Annotated in this window: 13 protein-coding genes; 6 read left to right on the top strand and 7 right to left on the bottom strand. The window is 65.3% G+C overall.

Translation table 11 applies throughout. The annotated features are described in order from the left end of the window. Positions 1–5 precede the first annotated feature (5 nt). Positions 6–1,631, bottom strand: coding sequence for a GMC family oxidoreductase (locus XH87_RS28665; protein ID WP_271589824.1), 1,626 nt, complete (start codon positions 1,629–1,631; stop codon positions 6–8). Positions 1,632–1,684: 53 nt separating this feature from the next. Next, positions 1,685–2,275, bottom strand: a complete 591-nt coding sequence (locus tag XH87_RS28660) for a TetR/AcrR family transcriptional regulator (RefSeq protein ID WP_271589823.1) — start codon at positions 2,273–2,275, stop codon at positions 1,685–1,687. 350 nt (positions 2,276–2,625) lie between these two features. On the opposite strand from XH87_RS28660, the gene XH87_RS28655 reads away from it, so the two are divergent. From XH87_RS28655 to XH87_RS28640, 4 genes are all read left to right on the top strand, one after another. Beyond that, positions 2,626–2,991: a nuclear transport factor 2 family protein gene (locus XH87_RS28655; RefSeq protein WP_271589822.1), complete on the top strand. Its 366-nt coding sequence runs from the start codon at positions 2,626–2,628 to the stop codon at positions 2,989–2,991. 187 nt (positions 2,992–3,178) lie between these two features. Next, positions 3,179–3,739, top strand: coding sequence for a TetR/AcrR family transcriptional regulator (locus XH87_RS28650; protein WP_271589821.1), 561 nt, complete (start codon positions 3,179–3,181; stop codon positions 3,737–3,739). Positions 3,740–3,809: 70 nt separating this feature from the next. Then, positions 3,810–4,670, top strand: coding sequence for a DMT family transporter (locus tag XH87_RS28645; RefSeq protein ID WP_271589820.1), 861 nt, complete (start codon positions 3,810–3,812; stop codon positions 4,668–4,670). Positions 4,671–4,936: 266 nt separating this feature from the next. Further along, positions 4,937–6,898, top strand: a complete 1,962-nt coding sequence (locus XH87_RS28640) for a putative bifunctional diguanylate cyclase/phosphodiesterase (RefSeq protein ID WP_271589819.1) — start codon at positions 4,937–4,939, stop codon at positions 6,896–6,898. A gap of 213 nt (positions 6,899–7,111) precedes the next feature. On the opposite strand, the gene XH87_RS28635 is transcribed toward XH87_RS28640, so the two are convergent. From XH87_RS28635 to pgm, 4 genes are all read right to left on the bottom strand, one after another. After that, positions 7,112–8,092 (bottom strand): PDR/VanB family oxidoreductase, encoded by a 981-nt coding sequence (locus XH87_RS28635; protein ID WP_271589818.1) that lies wholly within the window; start codon positions 8,090–8,092, stop codon positions 7,112–7,114. 11 nt (positions 8,093–8,103) lie between these two features. Further along, entirely contained in the window at positions 8,104–8,856 is a 753-nt protein-coding gene (locus tag XH87_RS28630) for a GntR family transcriptional regulator (RefSeq protein ID WP_035700040.1), read from the bottom strand. A 3-nt stretch (positions 8,857–8,859) separates the two neighbouring features. Then, positions 8,860–9,909, bottom strand: a complete 1,050-nt coding sequence (locus XH87_RS28625; protein ID WP_271589817.1) for an aromatic ring-hydroxylating dioxygenase subunit alpha — start codon at positions 9,907–9,909, stop codon at positions 8,860–8,862. Between the two features lie 341 nt (positions 9,910–10,250). Next, entirely contained in the window at positions 10,251–11,897 is a 1,647-nt protein-coding gene (pgm, locus tag XH87_RS28620) for a phosphoglucomutase (alpha-D-glucose-1,6-bisphosphate-dependent) (protein WP_271589816.1), read from the bottom strand. A 204-nt stretch (positions 11,898–12,101) separates the two neighbouring features. On the opposite strand from pgm, the gene XH87_RS28615 reads away from it, so the two are divergent. Both XH87_RS28615 and XH87_RS28610 read left to right on the top strand, forming a co-directional pair. Beyond that, entirely contained in the window at positions 12,102–12,896 is a 795-nt protein-coding gene (locus XH87_RS28615; protein ID WP_271590906.1) for a transglycosylase SLT domain-containing protein, read from the top strand. A gap of 76 nt (positions 12,897–12,972) precedes the next feature. Further along, entirely contained in the window at positions 12,973–13,821 is an 849-nt protein-coding gene (locus XH87_RS28610) for an MBL fold metallo-hydrolase (protein ID WP_271589815.1), read from the top strand. A 28-nt stretch (positions 13,822–13,849) separates the two neighbouring features. Here the strand turns inward: XH87_RS28610 and XH87_RS28605 are convergent, their stop codons facing one another. Beyond that, positions 13,850–14,740: an aldose 1-epimerase family protein gene (locus tag XH87_RS28605; protein ID WP_271589814.1), complete on the bottom strand. Its 891-nt coding sequence runs from the start codon at positions 14,738–14,740 to the stop codon at positions 13,850–13,852. Positions 14,741–14,823 lie beyond the last annotated feature (83 nt).

The raw sequence follows: 14,823 nt of genomic DNA, 5'->3' as shown, positions 1-14,823 counted from the left end.
CGTGCTCAGCGCGCATCCTCCAATATCATGTCGGAGGCCTTTTCGGCGATCATGATGATCGGCGCATTGGTGTTCCCCGAGACGAGGTCCGGCATGATCGAGCCGTCGACGACGCGAAGGCCGTCGAGCCCCCTCACCCTCAGCCTCTGGTCGACCACCGCGAGCGCGTCGTTGCCCATACGACAGGTCGAGGTCGGATGGTAGATGGTGCTGCCGCGCTCGCGGCAATAATCCAGTATCTCCGCGTCCGTCGATACCTTCGCCCCGGGATCGTACTCGCTGACCACGAACGGCTTCAGCGCCGGCGCGTTCAGGATCTTGCGCAGGATCTTCAGGCCCTCGACGTTGGTGGTGCGGTCGGTCTCGGTCGACATGTAGTTGATGCGGATCTCCGGCGGCACGGTCGGGTCCGCGCTCTTGATGCGCAAGGTCCCGCGGCTCTCGGGCCGGAGCTGGCACACTGACGCCGTGAAGCCGGAGAAATCGTGCAGCTTCTCGCCCATCTTGTCGGTCGAGAACGGCAGGAAGTGAACCTGGATGTCGGGCGACGCCAGCCGCGGGCTGGTCTTGAAGAACGCGCCTGCCGTGCCGGCTGCAATCGTCAGCCAGCCCTTGCGGAACAGCGCATAGCGCGCGCCGGCCATGGTGCGGCGAAGCGGATGGTTGACGGTGTCGTTCAGCGTGATCTTCTGCGAGCAGCGCATCACGATGCGGACCTGCATGTGGTCCTGGAGATCGCGCCCGACGCCGGCTGCGTCCAGCACCACATCGATGCCGTGCTTGCGCAGGAGATCGGCGGGGCCGACGCCGGAGAGCTGGAGCAGTTGCGGCGAGTTGTAGGCGCCGCTCGACAATACGACTTCCTTCCGCGCCCGAGCGCGGCGCACGTTGGCGCCTTGCCGGTATTCGACGCCGATCGCGCGGCGGCCCTCGAACAGCACACGCTGGCCGAGCGCCGAGGTCTCGATCTTGAGATTGCCGCGCGTCTTGGCCGGGCCGAGATAGGCCACCGATGTCGAGGCGCGGCGGCCGTTGTGCGTCGTGGTCTGGAACAGGCCGACGCCCTCCTGTGTGGCCCCGTTGAAATCGGGATTGTAGGGCAGACCGGTCTCGACCGCGGCATCGATGAAGGCCTTCGACAGCGGATCGGTCACGATCATGTTGGAGACCGGCAGCGGACCGCCCGTGCCGTGATAATGATCCGCGCCGCGCGACTGGTTCTCGGCCTTCTTGAAATAGGGCAGCACGTCGTCGTAACCCCAGCCGGTGTTGCCGAGCTGACGCCAGCGGTCATAGTCCTCGTGCTGGCCGCGGACATAGAGCAGGCCGTTGATCGAGCTCGATCCGCCCAGCGTCTTGCCGCGCGGCTGGAACACCTGGCGGCCCTTCAGCTCGGGCTCCGGCTCGGTCTGGTACATCCAGTTGACCGTCTTCTCCTTGAACAGCTTGCCGTAGCCGAGCGGCACGTGGATCCAGATGTTGGAATCCTTCGGGCCGGCCTCGAGCAGCAGCACGCTATGCTTGCCGTTTGCGGAGAGCCGATTGGCGAGCACGCAGCCGGCAGAGCCGGCGCCGACGATGATGTAATCGAATTCGGGATCGGAGGGTGCGAGAGGGGAAGTTGCGTTCATGCGCTACAAGTCTTCTTGTTGTGTGGGCGTTTCCGCTTCGTGGCTTAGCACAATCATTCGCGCACGCGCAGCGCCTCGACCAGCGACTTGAACGCACGGGCGTATTCCGCGCCTGCCCTTGCGATGTCGGCCCGTCCGGCGCAGGCGACCGCGGCCTCCGTGACTGCGCCGAGCAGCAGCCGTGCCAGCGGCTCGACCGGCTGGCGGGCGATCAGGCCGGCCTCCATGGCCGCCGCAATCGCGCGCGGCAGCTTTCCGCCGAAATGCCTGGCGTCGATCTCGCGCCAGCGTTCCCAGCCGAGCACGGCGGGACCGTCGCGTAAAATGATCTGGCCGGTCGGGCCCTTCGCGGTCGCGGCAAAGTAATGCTGGGTGCCGGCGACCATCGCAGCGAGCACATCCTTCTCGGCCCGCGCCGTGCGGTCGATCTCGGCAACGAGGTCGCGCGAGACCTCGTCGAACACGGCTTCGAACACCGCCTCCTTGGTCTTGAAGTGATGATAGACCGCGCCCTTGGCGACGGCGGCTGCCTCGGCGATCTCGTCCATGGTGGTGGCTGCGAATCCTTGCGTCCCGAACAGGCGACGAGCCGACGTCAGGATCGCTTCCGATGTTGCCGCCCGCCGCTCCGCCTGTTTCGCCATGGGCTCTCGTCTAGAGCGTAATGAATTTAGGTCGACGCGGATTCGCGATCAGCGGCGATCTTTCCGTTCCCTCCCCCCCTTGCGGGGGAGGGTCAGGGAGGGGGTACCACACGGGGATTCTATCCGTCGCGTACCCACCCTTGGTGCATCATCAACAACCGATACCTTTTGCTGAGCTACCCCTCTCCCTAGCCCTCCCCCGCAAGGGGGGAGGGAACGCACCTACGTGGAGGCTATAGCTATGTCTCATCCATCAGCCTGTAATCGAATTCTCTGCAGGCAACCAGTTGACTTTTCGACCATTGGTCGGTATTTACCGACCATCAGTCGGTTTTTCCCGGGAGCACGCTATGCCGAGCCGCGATGTCGTCGAAGCCTTCGCGCAACGGCTGGAAGCCGGGGACTTCATCGGTGCCATCGGACAGTTCTGCACCCCCGATGCCGTGACTTACGAGAACAACGCCGCCCCGACGGTCGGGCGCGACAAGCTCGTCGCCAAGGAGCGCGGCGTGCTGGCGGCGTCCAGGGAGGTCAAGGCCGTCCGCGTCGGACCGAGCCTGATCGAAGGCGACCATGTCGCAACCCGCTGGCGCTTCAGCTTCACCAATGGCGAAGGCGTCACGCGGACGCTGGACGAGATCGCCTGGCAGATCTGGCGGGGCGACAAACTGGTCGAGGAGCGCTTCTATTACGACCCGAAGCAGTTGGGGCGCTGACGCGAGGCACACATCAGCGCGTACGGCCGTATTGACGCCCGGACCGGAGGCTGGAGATCACCCGAAGCTCGGTGCCCGGCGATTCCTGCGCGGGGCTTGTCATTTAAAGACCGATCGGTCTATATATATCAGCATGAGGCAAAACACCCCAGCGCCGTTGCCCCGTGGCCGGCCGCGAAGTTTCGACATGGACGCCGCTGTCGAACGCGCGATGGATGTGTTCTGGTCGCGCGGCTATCACGCCACGGCGCTGCCCGATCTCCTTCGTGCGACCAGGCTGTCGCGGGGCAGCCTCTACGCCGCTTTCGGCGGCAAGCATTCGCTCTTCTTGCGCGCGCTTGATCGTTACATCGCGGATGCCTTGGCGCGGATGGATGTCGAATTCGATCCCCGAAACGACCCGGTCGACGGCCTGCGGGCCTACCTGGCCGGCTACGTCGATCGCACCAGCGGGAGCAACGGCCGGCGCGGATGCCTCCTGGTGGCCACGGCCATGGAATTGGCTGGCGGGGATGCCGAAGTCGGTCGACGCATTGCGGGCTTCTTCAAGGCGATGGAGGCCAAAGTGACCAATGCACTGTCCCGCGCGAAAGCGGCGGGCAGGTTGGCCGATGGTGTCGAGCCCGCAACGGCCGCCCGGGTTCTCATCTGTTTCGTTGAAGGGCTGCGCGTGGTCGGCAAGACGGCACCGGCACGGACGACATCGCAGGCCGCCGTCGACGCTCTCATCGGCCGTTTCGTCAGGTAAGGACACCGCAACGCTTCCGCCGATGCCGGGCTTATATTTGGACTGATCGGTCTTGAAAGGGACGTGCGCTATGTCTGCCATCCAGATCGTCTGCGCGGTCGCCGTTCCCCTGATCTGGGGTTATCAGTTCGTGGCCATCAAAGTGGGCGTTGCGGAGTTTCCGCCGCTCTTCTTCCTCGCACTGCGCTTTCTGGCCATTACGCTGCTGCTTGTTCCGTTCGTCGACAGGCCCACGCGTCGGCAGCTCGGCCCTGTCGCGGCCATTTCGCTTTTCCTTGGTGGGCTGAATTTCGGGCTCTTCTATGTGGGCCTTGGGCTCGGCTCGGGAAGCATGTCGGCGGTCGCGTACCAACTCGCCACGCCCTTCACCGTCCTGCTGGCCTGGCCGCTGCTCGCGGAGAGGCCATCACTCGCCACCTGTGCCGGAGTAGTGCTTGCATTCGTCGGCGTGACCGTGCTGGCAGCGGAACCGGGCCAGTCCGCCAATCCGCTTCCGCTGTTGCTTGTGGTTGGAGCAGCTTTCGCCTTCGCGGTATCCAACGTGTTGACGAAACGCTATGGCCCCTTTGATCCCTTGATGCTGATGGGATGGTCGTCGCTGCTCACGGTGCCGCAGGTCATGTTGATGTCGTTGCTGCTGGAATATGGACAGGCGGCGAGCCTCGTGACGGCAGGCGAACGGGGTTGGCTGGCGCTCGCCTACACGGTCTTCATCGGCGGAATCATTGGGTTTGGCCTCTGGTTTTGGCTGATCGCCCGTTGCTCGATGGTTCGCGTCGCGCCCTTCGGTCTGCTGCTTCCGGTATTTGCGTTGCTTTCGAGCGTTGTCTTCCTTGGCGAACGCTTGACGCCAAAGCTGATCATCGGCGGGCTGCTCGCGATTTCCGGGGTCGGCATCACACAAGTAAGGCCGCGCGCTCGCTCAATTTGATCCCGGAAGCTCTTCGCAGTGACCTGCGGGGCTTCGCGGCCAGGGTCAAGCGAACGTCGCCGGGCTGCCGCCGCACGAGTTCAAGAGGATGCGAGCACGGCGCCCTCGCCGCGCGTTGTATCGATTTTGTTATCGATACCGTGAATTGAACACGCAGATGTGGTCACACCGGTCGTGGCAAACGGGGATAATTCATAGTTCGTCAAAGGTTTGCAACGAATTCTCCTGATCGAGCCGGACAACGGCCGGTGTTGCTAGGCCATCGCATGCGGACTCAAACGACCAACTATGTCGCACGGCTGTTCGCCGGCGATCTGTCGGCCTTTGGCGGTCCCGCAACCGACGAGGCCGTGGCCGGGCATATCCGGGCCGAACAGATGTCGCTCGTGCTCGGCTATTCGGTCGGCATCATGCTCGCCAATGCCTGCAACGCCATCGTTCTCGCCATCGCGCTGTGGCAGTCGCCGGCCAAGATCCCGGCCCTGATCTGGGCGGTCACAGTCGCCGGCGCCGCGATCGCTTTCGGGCTGAGATCGCGGGCGGTGCGCCGCATCACCAAGCCGCAATTCGTCTCGCGTCGCGCCATGCACCGGCTGGTGCGCAACGCCTTCATCCTCGGCACCGCCTGGGGCATCGTCCCGGTCGCCTTCTTCGCCGACGCCTCGACCGGCGGCCAGCTCGTCATCACCTGCCTGTGCTCGGGCATGCTGGCCGGCGGCGCGCTGGCCTTCGCCACGATCCCGATCGCGGCCATCGCCTTCACGGCCCCGATCTTCGTCGGGATCGCCATCTGCCTCGGCAGGAACGGCGATCTGGCCTTTCTCCTGATCGCCTTTCTCGTCGTGGTCTACGGCAGCGTCCTGCTGCGCGGCGTGTTCGTCAATTCGTTCTCGTTCGCGCGGCGCGTGATGCGGCAGATCGAGGCCGAACGCACGGTGCGGCTGGATCCCCTGACCCATCTGCCCAACCGCGTCGCCTTCAACGAAACGCTCGACGCCGCCTTGAGGCGTCTCGCCTTGTCCGGCGAGGAGTTCGCGGTGCTCTTGCTCGATCTCGACCGCTTCAAGGAGGTCAACGACAAGTTCGGCCATCCCGCGGGGGACGAATTCCTGGTCCAGGTCGCGAACCGTCTGCAACGCTGCACGCGTGCGGCCGAGCACGTCGCGCGCATCGGCGGCGACGAGTTCGCGCTGGTCATGGCCAACCTGGCGCGGCCGGAGGATGCGCTCGAAATCGCCGAACGCTTCGTCGCGGCGTTCACCGAACCGTTCCCGCTCGAGGGCCGCCAGATCGTCGGCGCGACCAGCGTCGGCATCGTGCTCGCCCCTCGCGACGGCAACACCGCCCTCGACATCATGAAGAACGCCGACGCGGCGCTCTACCGTGCCAAGAAGGCGGGGCCGGGCTCGGTGTGCTTCTTCGAGGCCAGCGACGACAAGGTGTCGCGCGACCGCAAGGCGCTGCAATCGGACCTCGCGGGTGCGATCGCCAGAGACGAGCTATTCCTGGTGTTCCAGCCGTTCCTCGATCTCGGCGACAACCGCATCACCGGCTTCGAAGCGCTATTGCGCTGGCAGCATCCTTCGCGCGGACTGGTGCCGCCGAGTGAATTCATACCAATCGCGGAGGAGACCGGGCTGATCCACGAGATCGGCGAATGGGTCATCCGCCGCGCCTGTGCGACCGTGGCGCAATGGCCGGAGGAGATCCGGGTCGCCGTGAATTTCTCCGCGGCGCAGTTTCACAACACAGGCATCCTCCAGACCATCGTGCAGGCGCTCGCCGACGCCAGGATCGCCCCGCACCGGCTCGAGATCGAGATCACGGAATCGATGCTGCTGTCGAAATACGGCTCGGCCGCGACCGTCCTGAACGCGCTGCTGGAGCTCGGCGTCACCGTGGCGCTCGACGATTTCGGCACCGGCTTCTCGTCGCTGACTTACCTGCGCAAGCTGCCGTTCAGCCGCATCAAGATCGACCAGTCCTTCATCCGCGACATGCTGGTGCAGCCGGACTGCGCCGCGATCGTGAAGTCGGTGGTTTCGCTCGCGCGCGACCTCAACATCGGCGTTGTCGCCGAAGGCGTCGAGACCGCCGACCAGATCGAATATCTGCGCCAGATCAGTTGCGACGAGGTGCAGGGCTATCTGATCAGCCGGCCGGTGTCGATCGATGGCGTGCTGGCGCTGCTGGATACGAAGAAATTTCGGGCAGTCTACGCGGCATAGCTGAAATTCAGCCTGAGTGCCGACCAAGCGGGAGGTAACCTCCCACCCCCGCCTGCGCGGGAAGGTTGGGGAGAGGGTGTCTCCGCGGAGGGACTCCCCAAGAGGAGAGAACCCTCACCCGCGCCTTCGGCGCGACCTCTCCCGCAAGCGGGAGAGGTCGAGTCTGCGGGCCGTCCATTTCTTCTTTCCAACACGGCCCGGCTTCGGGCTGGGTCAAACCGCGTCCGCCCGCAGCAACGTATCCACCGTGATGGTGCCCCGCGCGCGGGAGACGCAGGCGCAGATCTTCTGGTTGCTTTGCTTCTGGTGGTCGCTGAAGAAGACGTCGCGATGGTCGATTTCGCCGTCGACCGCGACCACGTCGATGGCGCAGAGGCCGCATTCGCCGCGCTTGCAGTCGAACATCACGTCATGACCGCCGGCGTTGAGCACGTCCAGCATCGAGCGCTCACGCGGGATTTCGAGCTCGACGTTCGAGTCCTTCAATCGCACGCGAAACGTTTCGGTCGGTAACCGGCCGCTGGAGCCGAAGGTCTCGTAGCGGAGATCGGGGAGCGGATGGCCGGCGCCGATCCAGGCATGGCGCGCGGCATCGAGCATGCGCATCGGACCGCAGAACAGCGCCAGCGTTCCTTGCGGCAACGAGGCGAACAGCGCGTCGAGATCGAGCCGCTTGCCTTCGTCGCTCGCGTGGACGATGAGGCGGTCTCCAAGCATCGCGGCGAGATCGTCGAGATAGGCGGCCTCGCGGCACGAGCGCACCGCATAGTGCAGCATGACATCCGGCGCCCGGCGCGCCAGCGCCTGCGCCGCGCCGAGGATCGGGGTGATGCCGATGCCGCCGGCGATCAGGCAATAGTTCTTCCGCGTCCAGTCCACGGCGAGCAGCGAGGCGGGCCGGGTGATGTCGAGCCGCGCGCCCGGCCGCAAGGACCACATGTAGCGGGAGCCGCCGCGGGAATCCTCGGCGCGACGCACCGCAATTTTAAAGCCGTGCGAAGAGGCCTCGCCGACCAGCGAATAGGACCGCGTCTCCGGCTGACCGTCGATGGTCACGCTGACATTGATGTGGCTCCCGACCGGATAGGCCGTGACGTCGAACCGATCCGGCTCGATCAGGAATTCGCGGATGCCGGGCGTAAGGTCGCGGGTCGAGACGAGCGTTGCAGGAATCCAGGTTTCGATGAAGCGCATGGCGACAGCCCTCAATCTGTTGCGGTCTTGATCAGCGCGAGCGCCGGCAGGAGATCGAGATGGGTCCGGTTGCGCAGCGCGAGCCGCAGGTTTCGCACCGCGAGCCGTGCATGCTCGCGCATGACGGCCTCGGCGCGCGCGCCTTCGCGGTTCTCGATGGCGTCGATCACGACGCGATGGTGCTCCTGCGCGATGATCAGGATCTGCTGCGCCTCCGGCAGCGCCGATTGTGCCATCACGAAACCGCTCGGGGACGCAAATGGCAGCGCCGAGGCGCGGTCGATCTGGCGGATCAGCGGCGGGCTGCGCGACAGCTCCGTGAGCAGCGCATGGAAGCGCGCGTTCAGCGAGACATAGGACGAGAAGGCATCGATCGAGATCGGTACCTGGGCAAGCAATTCATCGATCGCAGCCAGGCATTCCTTCAGCGGCTCCAGCTCGCGGGCGGAGACACCGCGCTCGGCGGCAAAGCGCGCAGCCAAACCTTCCAGCGTGCCGCGCAGCTCGATGGAGTCGGAAATGTCGCGCTCCGAAAACGCCTTCACCATGAAGCCGCCGGAGGGGATCGCCTCCAGCAGGCCCTCTTCCTCCAGCCGCACCAGCGCCATGCGCACCGGCGTGCGCGAGGCGCCGGTGGTCTCCACCGCCTGGAGCTCGGAGATGCGCTCGCCGGGGCGCAAGGTGCCGGACAGGATCTGGTCGCGCAGCGCGAGCTGCGCCTTCACGGTCTGCGAGACGGAGCGGTCGGCCTCACGTTCGGCCATATTCTACTCCGCCGCCTGAAGGTGCTGTGGCCCGTTTTCCCTGGCCACCATCCTGTCGATCAGCTTGCGCGACCACATCGCGCCGGCGTCGATGTTGAGGTTGTAGAAGATGCGATCGGGGTTCTCGTCCATGGCGCGCTGCTGCGCCTCGAGGATCAGCTCGTCCTCACGGAAGATGCCGGAGACACCCTCACGGATCTCGGTGGTGATGCGCTGCTCGCCCAGGCGATAGTTGCGCACGAAGGCCCAAAAATAATGGCAGGTCTTCTCGGTCTCGGGCGTGATGGTGTTGAGCACGAAGCCGTTGACGCCCTGCGAGCGATCGCCTTCCGGCGCGCCGGTGCCTGTCGGCGCGACGCCGACGTCGATCGCGATGGTGCACGGTGCCTCGAACCGGATGATCTGCCAGCGGTCGACGGGGCCCGGTTTGCCGAGCTGCCTGGCCCAGAACGGCGGCGGCTCGATGTTCCGCATCCAGCGCGTCACCGTCACCGTCTTCTCGCCATGGGTGACGTCGAACGGCGCTTCGGCGACCGCGTCATTGCCGATCGAAGAGCCGTGCACGAAGGTCTCGTGGGTGAGATCCATGAGATTGTCGAGCACGAGGCGGTAGTCGCAATTGACGCGGATGGTCTTGCCGTCGCCGGCCCAGGCCGGATCGTGATTCCAGTGCAGGTCCGGAACCAGCGCGGGATCGGCCAGCGCGGGATCGCCCATCCAGAGCCAGATGTAGCGGTGGCGCTCGACCACGGGATAGGCGCGCACGCAGGCCGACGGGTTGATGGTCTCCTGCGAGGGCATGAAGGTGCAGCGGCCCTGCGCGTTGTATTTCAGGCCGTGATAGCCGCAGACGACGGTGTCGCCTTCGAGCCGGCCCTTGGACAGCGGCACCAGGCGGTGCCAGCAGGCATCCTCCAACGCGGCCACCGAGCCGTCGGCCTTGCGATACATCACGACATGCTTGCCGCAGATCGTCCGCGGCAGCAGCGCCGGCCTAACCTCGGCATCCCACGCCGCGGCGTACCAGGCGTTCATGGGGAAGGGCTTTGTCATTGGTCTCACTCCCACGGCTTCTGAATACGTTATGTATACAGTAACCAAGGGATAGAATCGTTCAAGGCCGAATTTTGAATATTATATTACCTCTATCATTTTTCATGTATACAAATCTCAGATTTTTGTCTTTCGGTCCCTGCAGGAAAACGCGGATGTGTGCGCTCTTTCCCTCCCCTGGAGGGGGGGTCGCTGCGCATGAAGCGGAGCGAAATGCGTAGCGGGGTGGGGTGATCTCTCCACATAGGCACTGCCCGAGAGGAGAGATCACCCCACCCCGTTCGCGCTGTGCGCGATCGACCCTCCCCTCCAGGGGGAGGGTAAGAGAGGCCGCGTCTGGCTTACGCCCCGAACACCTTCGCCAGGCCAGCCTTGGCTTCTTCCTGAATCCGCGTCAGGTGCTCGGTGCTGCGGAAACTCTCGGCGTAGATCTTGTAGACGTCCTCCGTCCCCGACGGCCTGGCGGCAAACCAGCCGAAATCGGTCTCGACCTTGATGCCGCCGAAGGGCTGGCCGTTGCCGGGCGCCTTGCTCAGCGTCGCGCGAACCGGATCGCCGGCGAGCTCCTTCAGGCCGAGTTGCTCCGGCGTGACGGACTTCAGGATGTTCTTCTGCGGCCCTGTCGCGGCAACGTCGATCCGCGCGTAATGGGGCATGCCGAACTCGGCGGTGAGATCGCCGAAGAGCTGGCTGGGATCCCGGCCGGTCTTCGCCGTAATCTCGGCAGCGAGCAGGCCGAGGATGATGCCGTCCTTGTCGGTGGTCCACACCGTGCCGTCGCGGCGCAGGAACGAGGCACCTGCACTCTCCTCGCCGCCGAAGCCGAAGCCGCCGGTGAGGAGCCCGTCGACGAACCATTTGAAGCCGACCGGCGTCTCCACAAGCTTGCGGCCGAGCTTTTTCGCGACGCGATCGATGATCGAGCTCGACACCACGGTCTTGCCGATCGCGGCATCCTTGCCCCAGTGCGGGCGGTGCGCGAACAGATAGGAGATCGCGGTCGCCAGATAATGGTTCGGATTCATCAGGCCGCCGGTGCGCGTGACGATGCCGTGGCGATCGGCATCGGTGTCGTTGGCAAACGCGATGTCGAAGCGGTCGCGCATCCCGATCAGGCTCGCCATCGCGTAGGGCGAGGAGCAGTCCATGCGGATCTTGCCGTCCCAGTCCACCGTCATGAAGCGGAAGGTCGGGTCGATCGCCTCGTTGACCACGGTGGCCTTGAGGCCGTAGCGCTCGATGATCGGATGCCAGTAATGCACGGCGGCACCGCCGAGCGGATCGATGCCGATGGTGACGCCGGCGGATTTGACGAGGTCGAGATCGACGACATTGCCGAGATCGGCAACGTAAGGAGTGATGAAGTCGTAGGCATGGACGTTCGACGACTTGCGCGCCCTGGCATAGTCGATGCGCTTCACGCCCTCGAGGCCGTCGGCGAGGTACGCGTTGGCGCGCTTCTCGACGACACCGGTCACATCAGTGTCAGCGGGGCCGCCATGCGGCGGATTGTATTTGTAGCCGCCGTCCTCCGGCGGATTGTGCGAGGGCGTGATGACGACGCCGTCGGCGAGGCCGCCAGTGCGGCCCTTGTTGTAGGTCAGGATGGCATGCGAGATGACGGGCGTCGGCGTGTAGCCGCCGTCCTTGTCGATCATGACATCGACGCCGTTGGCGGCGAACACCTCGACGGCGCTGACGAGCGCCGGCTCGGCCAGCGCGTGGGTGTCGATGCCGATGAAGAGCGGGCCCGTCAGCCCCTTCTCTGCTCTGTAATCGCAAATGGCCTGCGTGGTCGCGAGGATGTGGCCTTCGTTGAACGTGTTCCTGAACGAAGAGCCGCGATGGCCCGACGTGCCGAACGCCACGCGCTGCGCCGGATCCGATGCATCCGGCTTGCCAGCGAAATATTCCGTCACCAGCCGCGGAAGATTGGTGAGCGCGTCCGGCGAGGCCTGCTTGCCCGCCGCGGGATGAACATCAGCCACTGAAATATCCTCGTCCTGCCGTCACAATAGCGGGACACCATAGCATCGGCCGCGCCACCGCCAAGGGCACAACACGCGCGAAGGGGAAGGCGTTCCTTTGGCGTGACGGTGGCGGATATCCCGCCACCGATCAGAGCGCCCGCGCGCGACAATAACCTCGCGCCGGAGGCCGGTTTGTTAACCCCGGAGCTCTATGACAAACTCATGCTGTGGGATCGGACACGCTTCAATCCGGGCGCGACGTGGAGACACGTGGCGGTCGCGCTGCTGTTGTCGGCCCCGATCGGCGCACATGCGAGCGACGGCGATATCGACGGGCCGCACACCACGTCGACGATCTCCAACGCCGGGACCGAGCTCGGCGCCGGCGAAACGCCGTCATCCCGGGCCATGATCCGCAAGATCATCGAGAGAGAGGCCGCAAACACCAATCTGCCGGCTGATATCGCCGAAGCGGTCGTCTTCGTCGAAAGCGGCTATAACCCGGCGGCCATCGGCAGCGTTGGCGAGATCGGCCTGATGCAGGTGCGGCCCGAGACGGCGGCGATGCTGGGTTTCCGCGGAAACAACGCGGAACTCGCAGAACCTGATATCAATATCCATTACGGGGTGCTTTACCTCAGCCGGGCCTGGCGTCTGGCGGGCGGGGACCTCTGCCGCGCCCTGATGAAGTATCGGGCAGGTCATGGCGAAGAAGAGATGACCGCGCGGTCGCAGGTCTATTGCAACCGAGCCCGCAACCGTCTCCTCGCCATGAACGCGATGCCGGCAGGGACCGAAGCTGCGGCCGCTCCGGATCCGGCGCCCCCGGTCGCTGCAGTGGCCGCGGTAAAACCGGCGAGCCGGCCGAAGATGCCGGTACAGCCCAAAGCGGTCTATGCCCGCTATCGTCAAGGCACTGCAGCCGCCAGCCGCGCCTATTGGGCCGCACACGAGGCCCGGATCAGCCAAATCAAGGCGCGCATCGAAGCCAGATGGAAGCGCGTCGCATCGCGTTGACGGCGAGCCGGCTTGCCCCGCCGCGAGCTCCGCATCTACTGTGTGTCGCAAAAATCTGCACCCTGGAGGTGGCGTTATGGAGGTCATACTGCTCGGCACCGGCGGTCCGCGCCCGGACCCGCGCCGCATGGCGACGACCACGCTGATCAGGCTCGGCGACGAGAACATCCTGTTCGACGCAGGCCGCGGCGTCGTGCTGCAGCTCAGCAAGGCGGGCGTGCCGCTCGGCGCCATCAACACGGTCTTTCTCACGCACCATCACTTCGACCACATCGGCGACCTCTACGACGTGATGCTGAATTCATGGATGCACGGGCGCAAGGACGAGCTGCGCATCTATGGACCGCCGGATACCGAGCGGCTCGTCAGCACGCTGATCACGCAGGTCTACGACAAGGACATCACGTGGCGGGACAAGGGCGAGCCCAGCTTCGGCGGCTGGAAGCCTGTGGTCGCAACGGACATCGTGGCGGGTCCTGTTCTCGACACCGGGCGCTGGAAGATCAGCGCCGAGCTGGTCTCGCATGGCGATGGCCTCGACGTGCCGCCGGCCTTTCTCGCGCGCTGGATGTGTCTCGGCTACCGCTTCGAAGCGGAGGGCAAGGTCATTGCAATTTCCGGCGACACCGTCCCCTGCCACGGGCTCGAGCGGCTGGCATTGGGAGCCGATCTGCTGGTCCAGTGCTGCTTCCTCGCCACGCCGGAGATCAACAACGAGCACCTCCGCCGCCTTGCGAAATACACGATCGCCTGCGGCGACACCGTCGGCAAGGTCGCGGCCAAGGCCGGCGTCAAGATGCTCGCGCTGACCCACCACCGGCCGCGCACCGACGATGCCATGTTGAACGCGCTGCTTGAGGATGTCCGAGGCGACTACTCAGGGCCGGTCGTGCTCGGCGAGGATCTCACGCGCATCGAGGTCTGAGGCCCGTCGATCAGCTCGCCCTCCGGCCTCAGGACGACCCGACCTCGATCCGGAACGACAAGCGCTCTTCCTCACCGGGCGCGATATGCATCAGGCCCGGCTTCTCGGCGAACTCGCCGTTGAAGCCGGCCGGGCTGGCATAGCCGCGCCAGGGCTCGATGCAGAGGAACGGCGCGCCCGACGGTTTCGACCAGACGCCGAGCTCGCGAAAGCCGCGCCAGGACATTCTCAGCCATGACCCGCTCGATGCACCCTGCCCCCCGGCATAGCGGACCGACGTGCTCTCGATCCGGTCGAAGATGATGGCGTCGTCGGTGAACAGGGATTCGGACAGAGCAAGCGAGTTGCCTTTGACCGGGCTCGGCTCCGCTGCCGGCCGCAGCAGTCCACCATCGAGACGGCGGACGGGAGACGGCTCCGCGCTCGCGAAAGTCAGCGCATAGCTCTCCTTTGCCATACCGGGCCGGAGCGGCCAATTGAAAGCGGGATGACCACCGAGCGAAGCCGGCAACGTCTCCTTACCGGTGTTGGCGATCGTGAGCGTCAGATCGAGGCCGGTGTCATCGATCTCATAGGCAGCCGCCAGCCGGAACGCGAACGGATAGAGCGCGCGCGTCGCCTCGCTGTCATGGAGCACCAGCGTGCAGCGGCTCGCGTCGCGTTCTGCCCATACGAAGCGGCTGTCGCGGGCAAAGCCGTGCTGGGTCATCCGATACGTCTTGCCCCGATGCCGCAATTCGTCGTCGGCGAGGCGCCCGACGATCGGAAACAGCAGCGGCGCGTGGCGCGGCCATTCCGGCCGCGCCTGCCAGACGAATTCGAGGCCGCTGCCGTCCTTGAGCGAGCACAGCTCGGCACCGTGCGCCTTGATGGTTGCCGTGAGCCCACCGCTGCCGAGAGAGTAAGTGTCGTCGCTCATGCCCGACGTCTACACCGCCACCCCACCGGCAGCAAGGCAGCTCCGATCATGCAGCCGGAACGTTTTGGCTCCGACCGAGCGCG

The sequence above is a fragment of the Bradyrhizobium sp. CCBAU 53415 genome (assembly GCF_028128735.1).
GTDB lineage: Bacteria > Pseudomonadota > Alphaproteobacteria > Rhizobiales > Xanthobacteraceae > Bradyrhizobium.
This window is presented reverse-complemented; position numbering and strand designations above follow the sequence as displayed.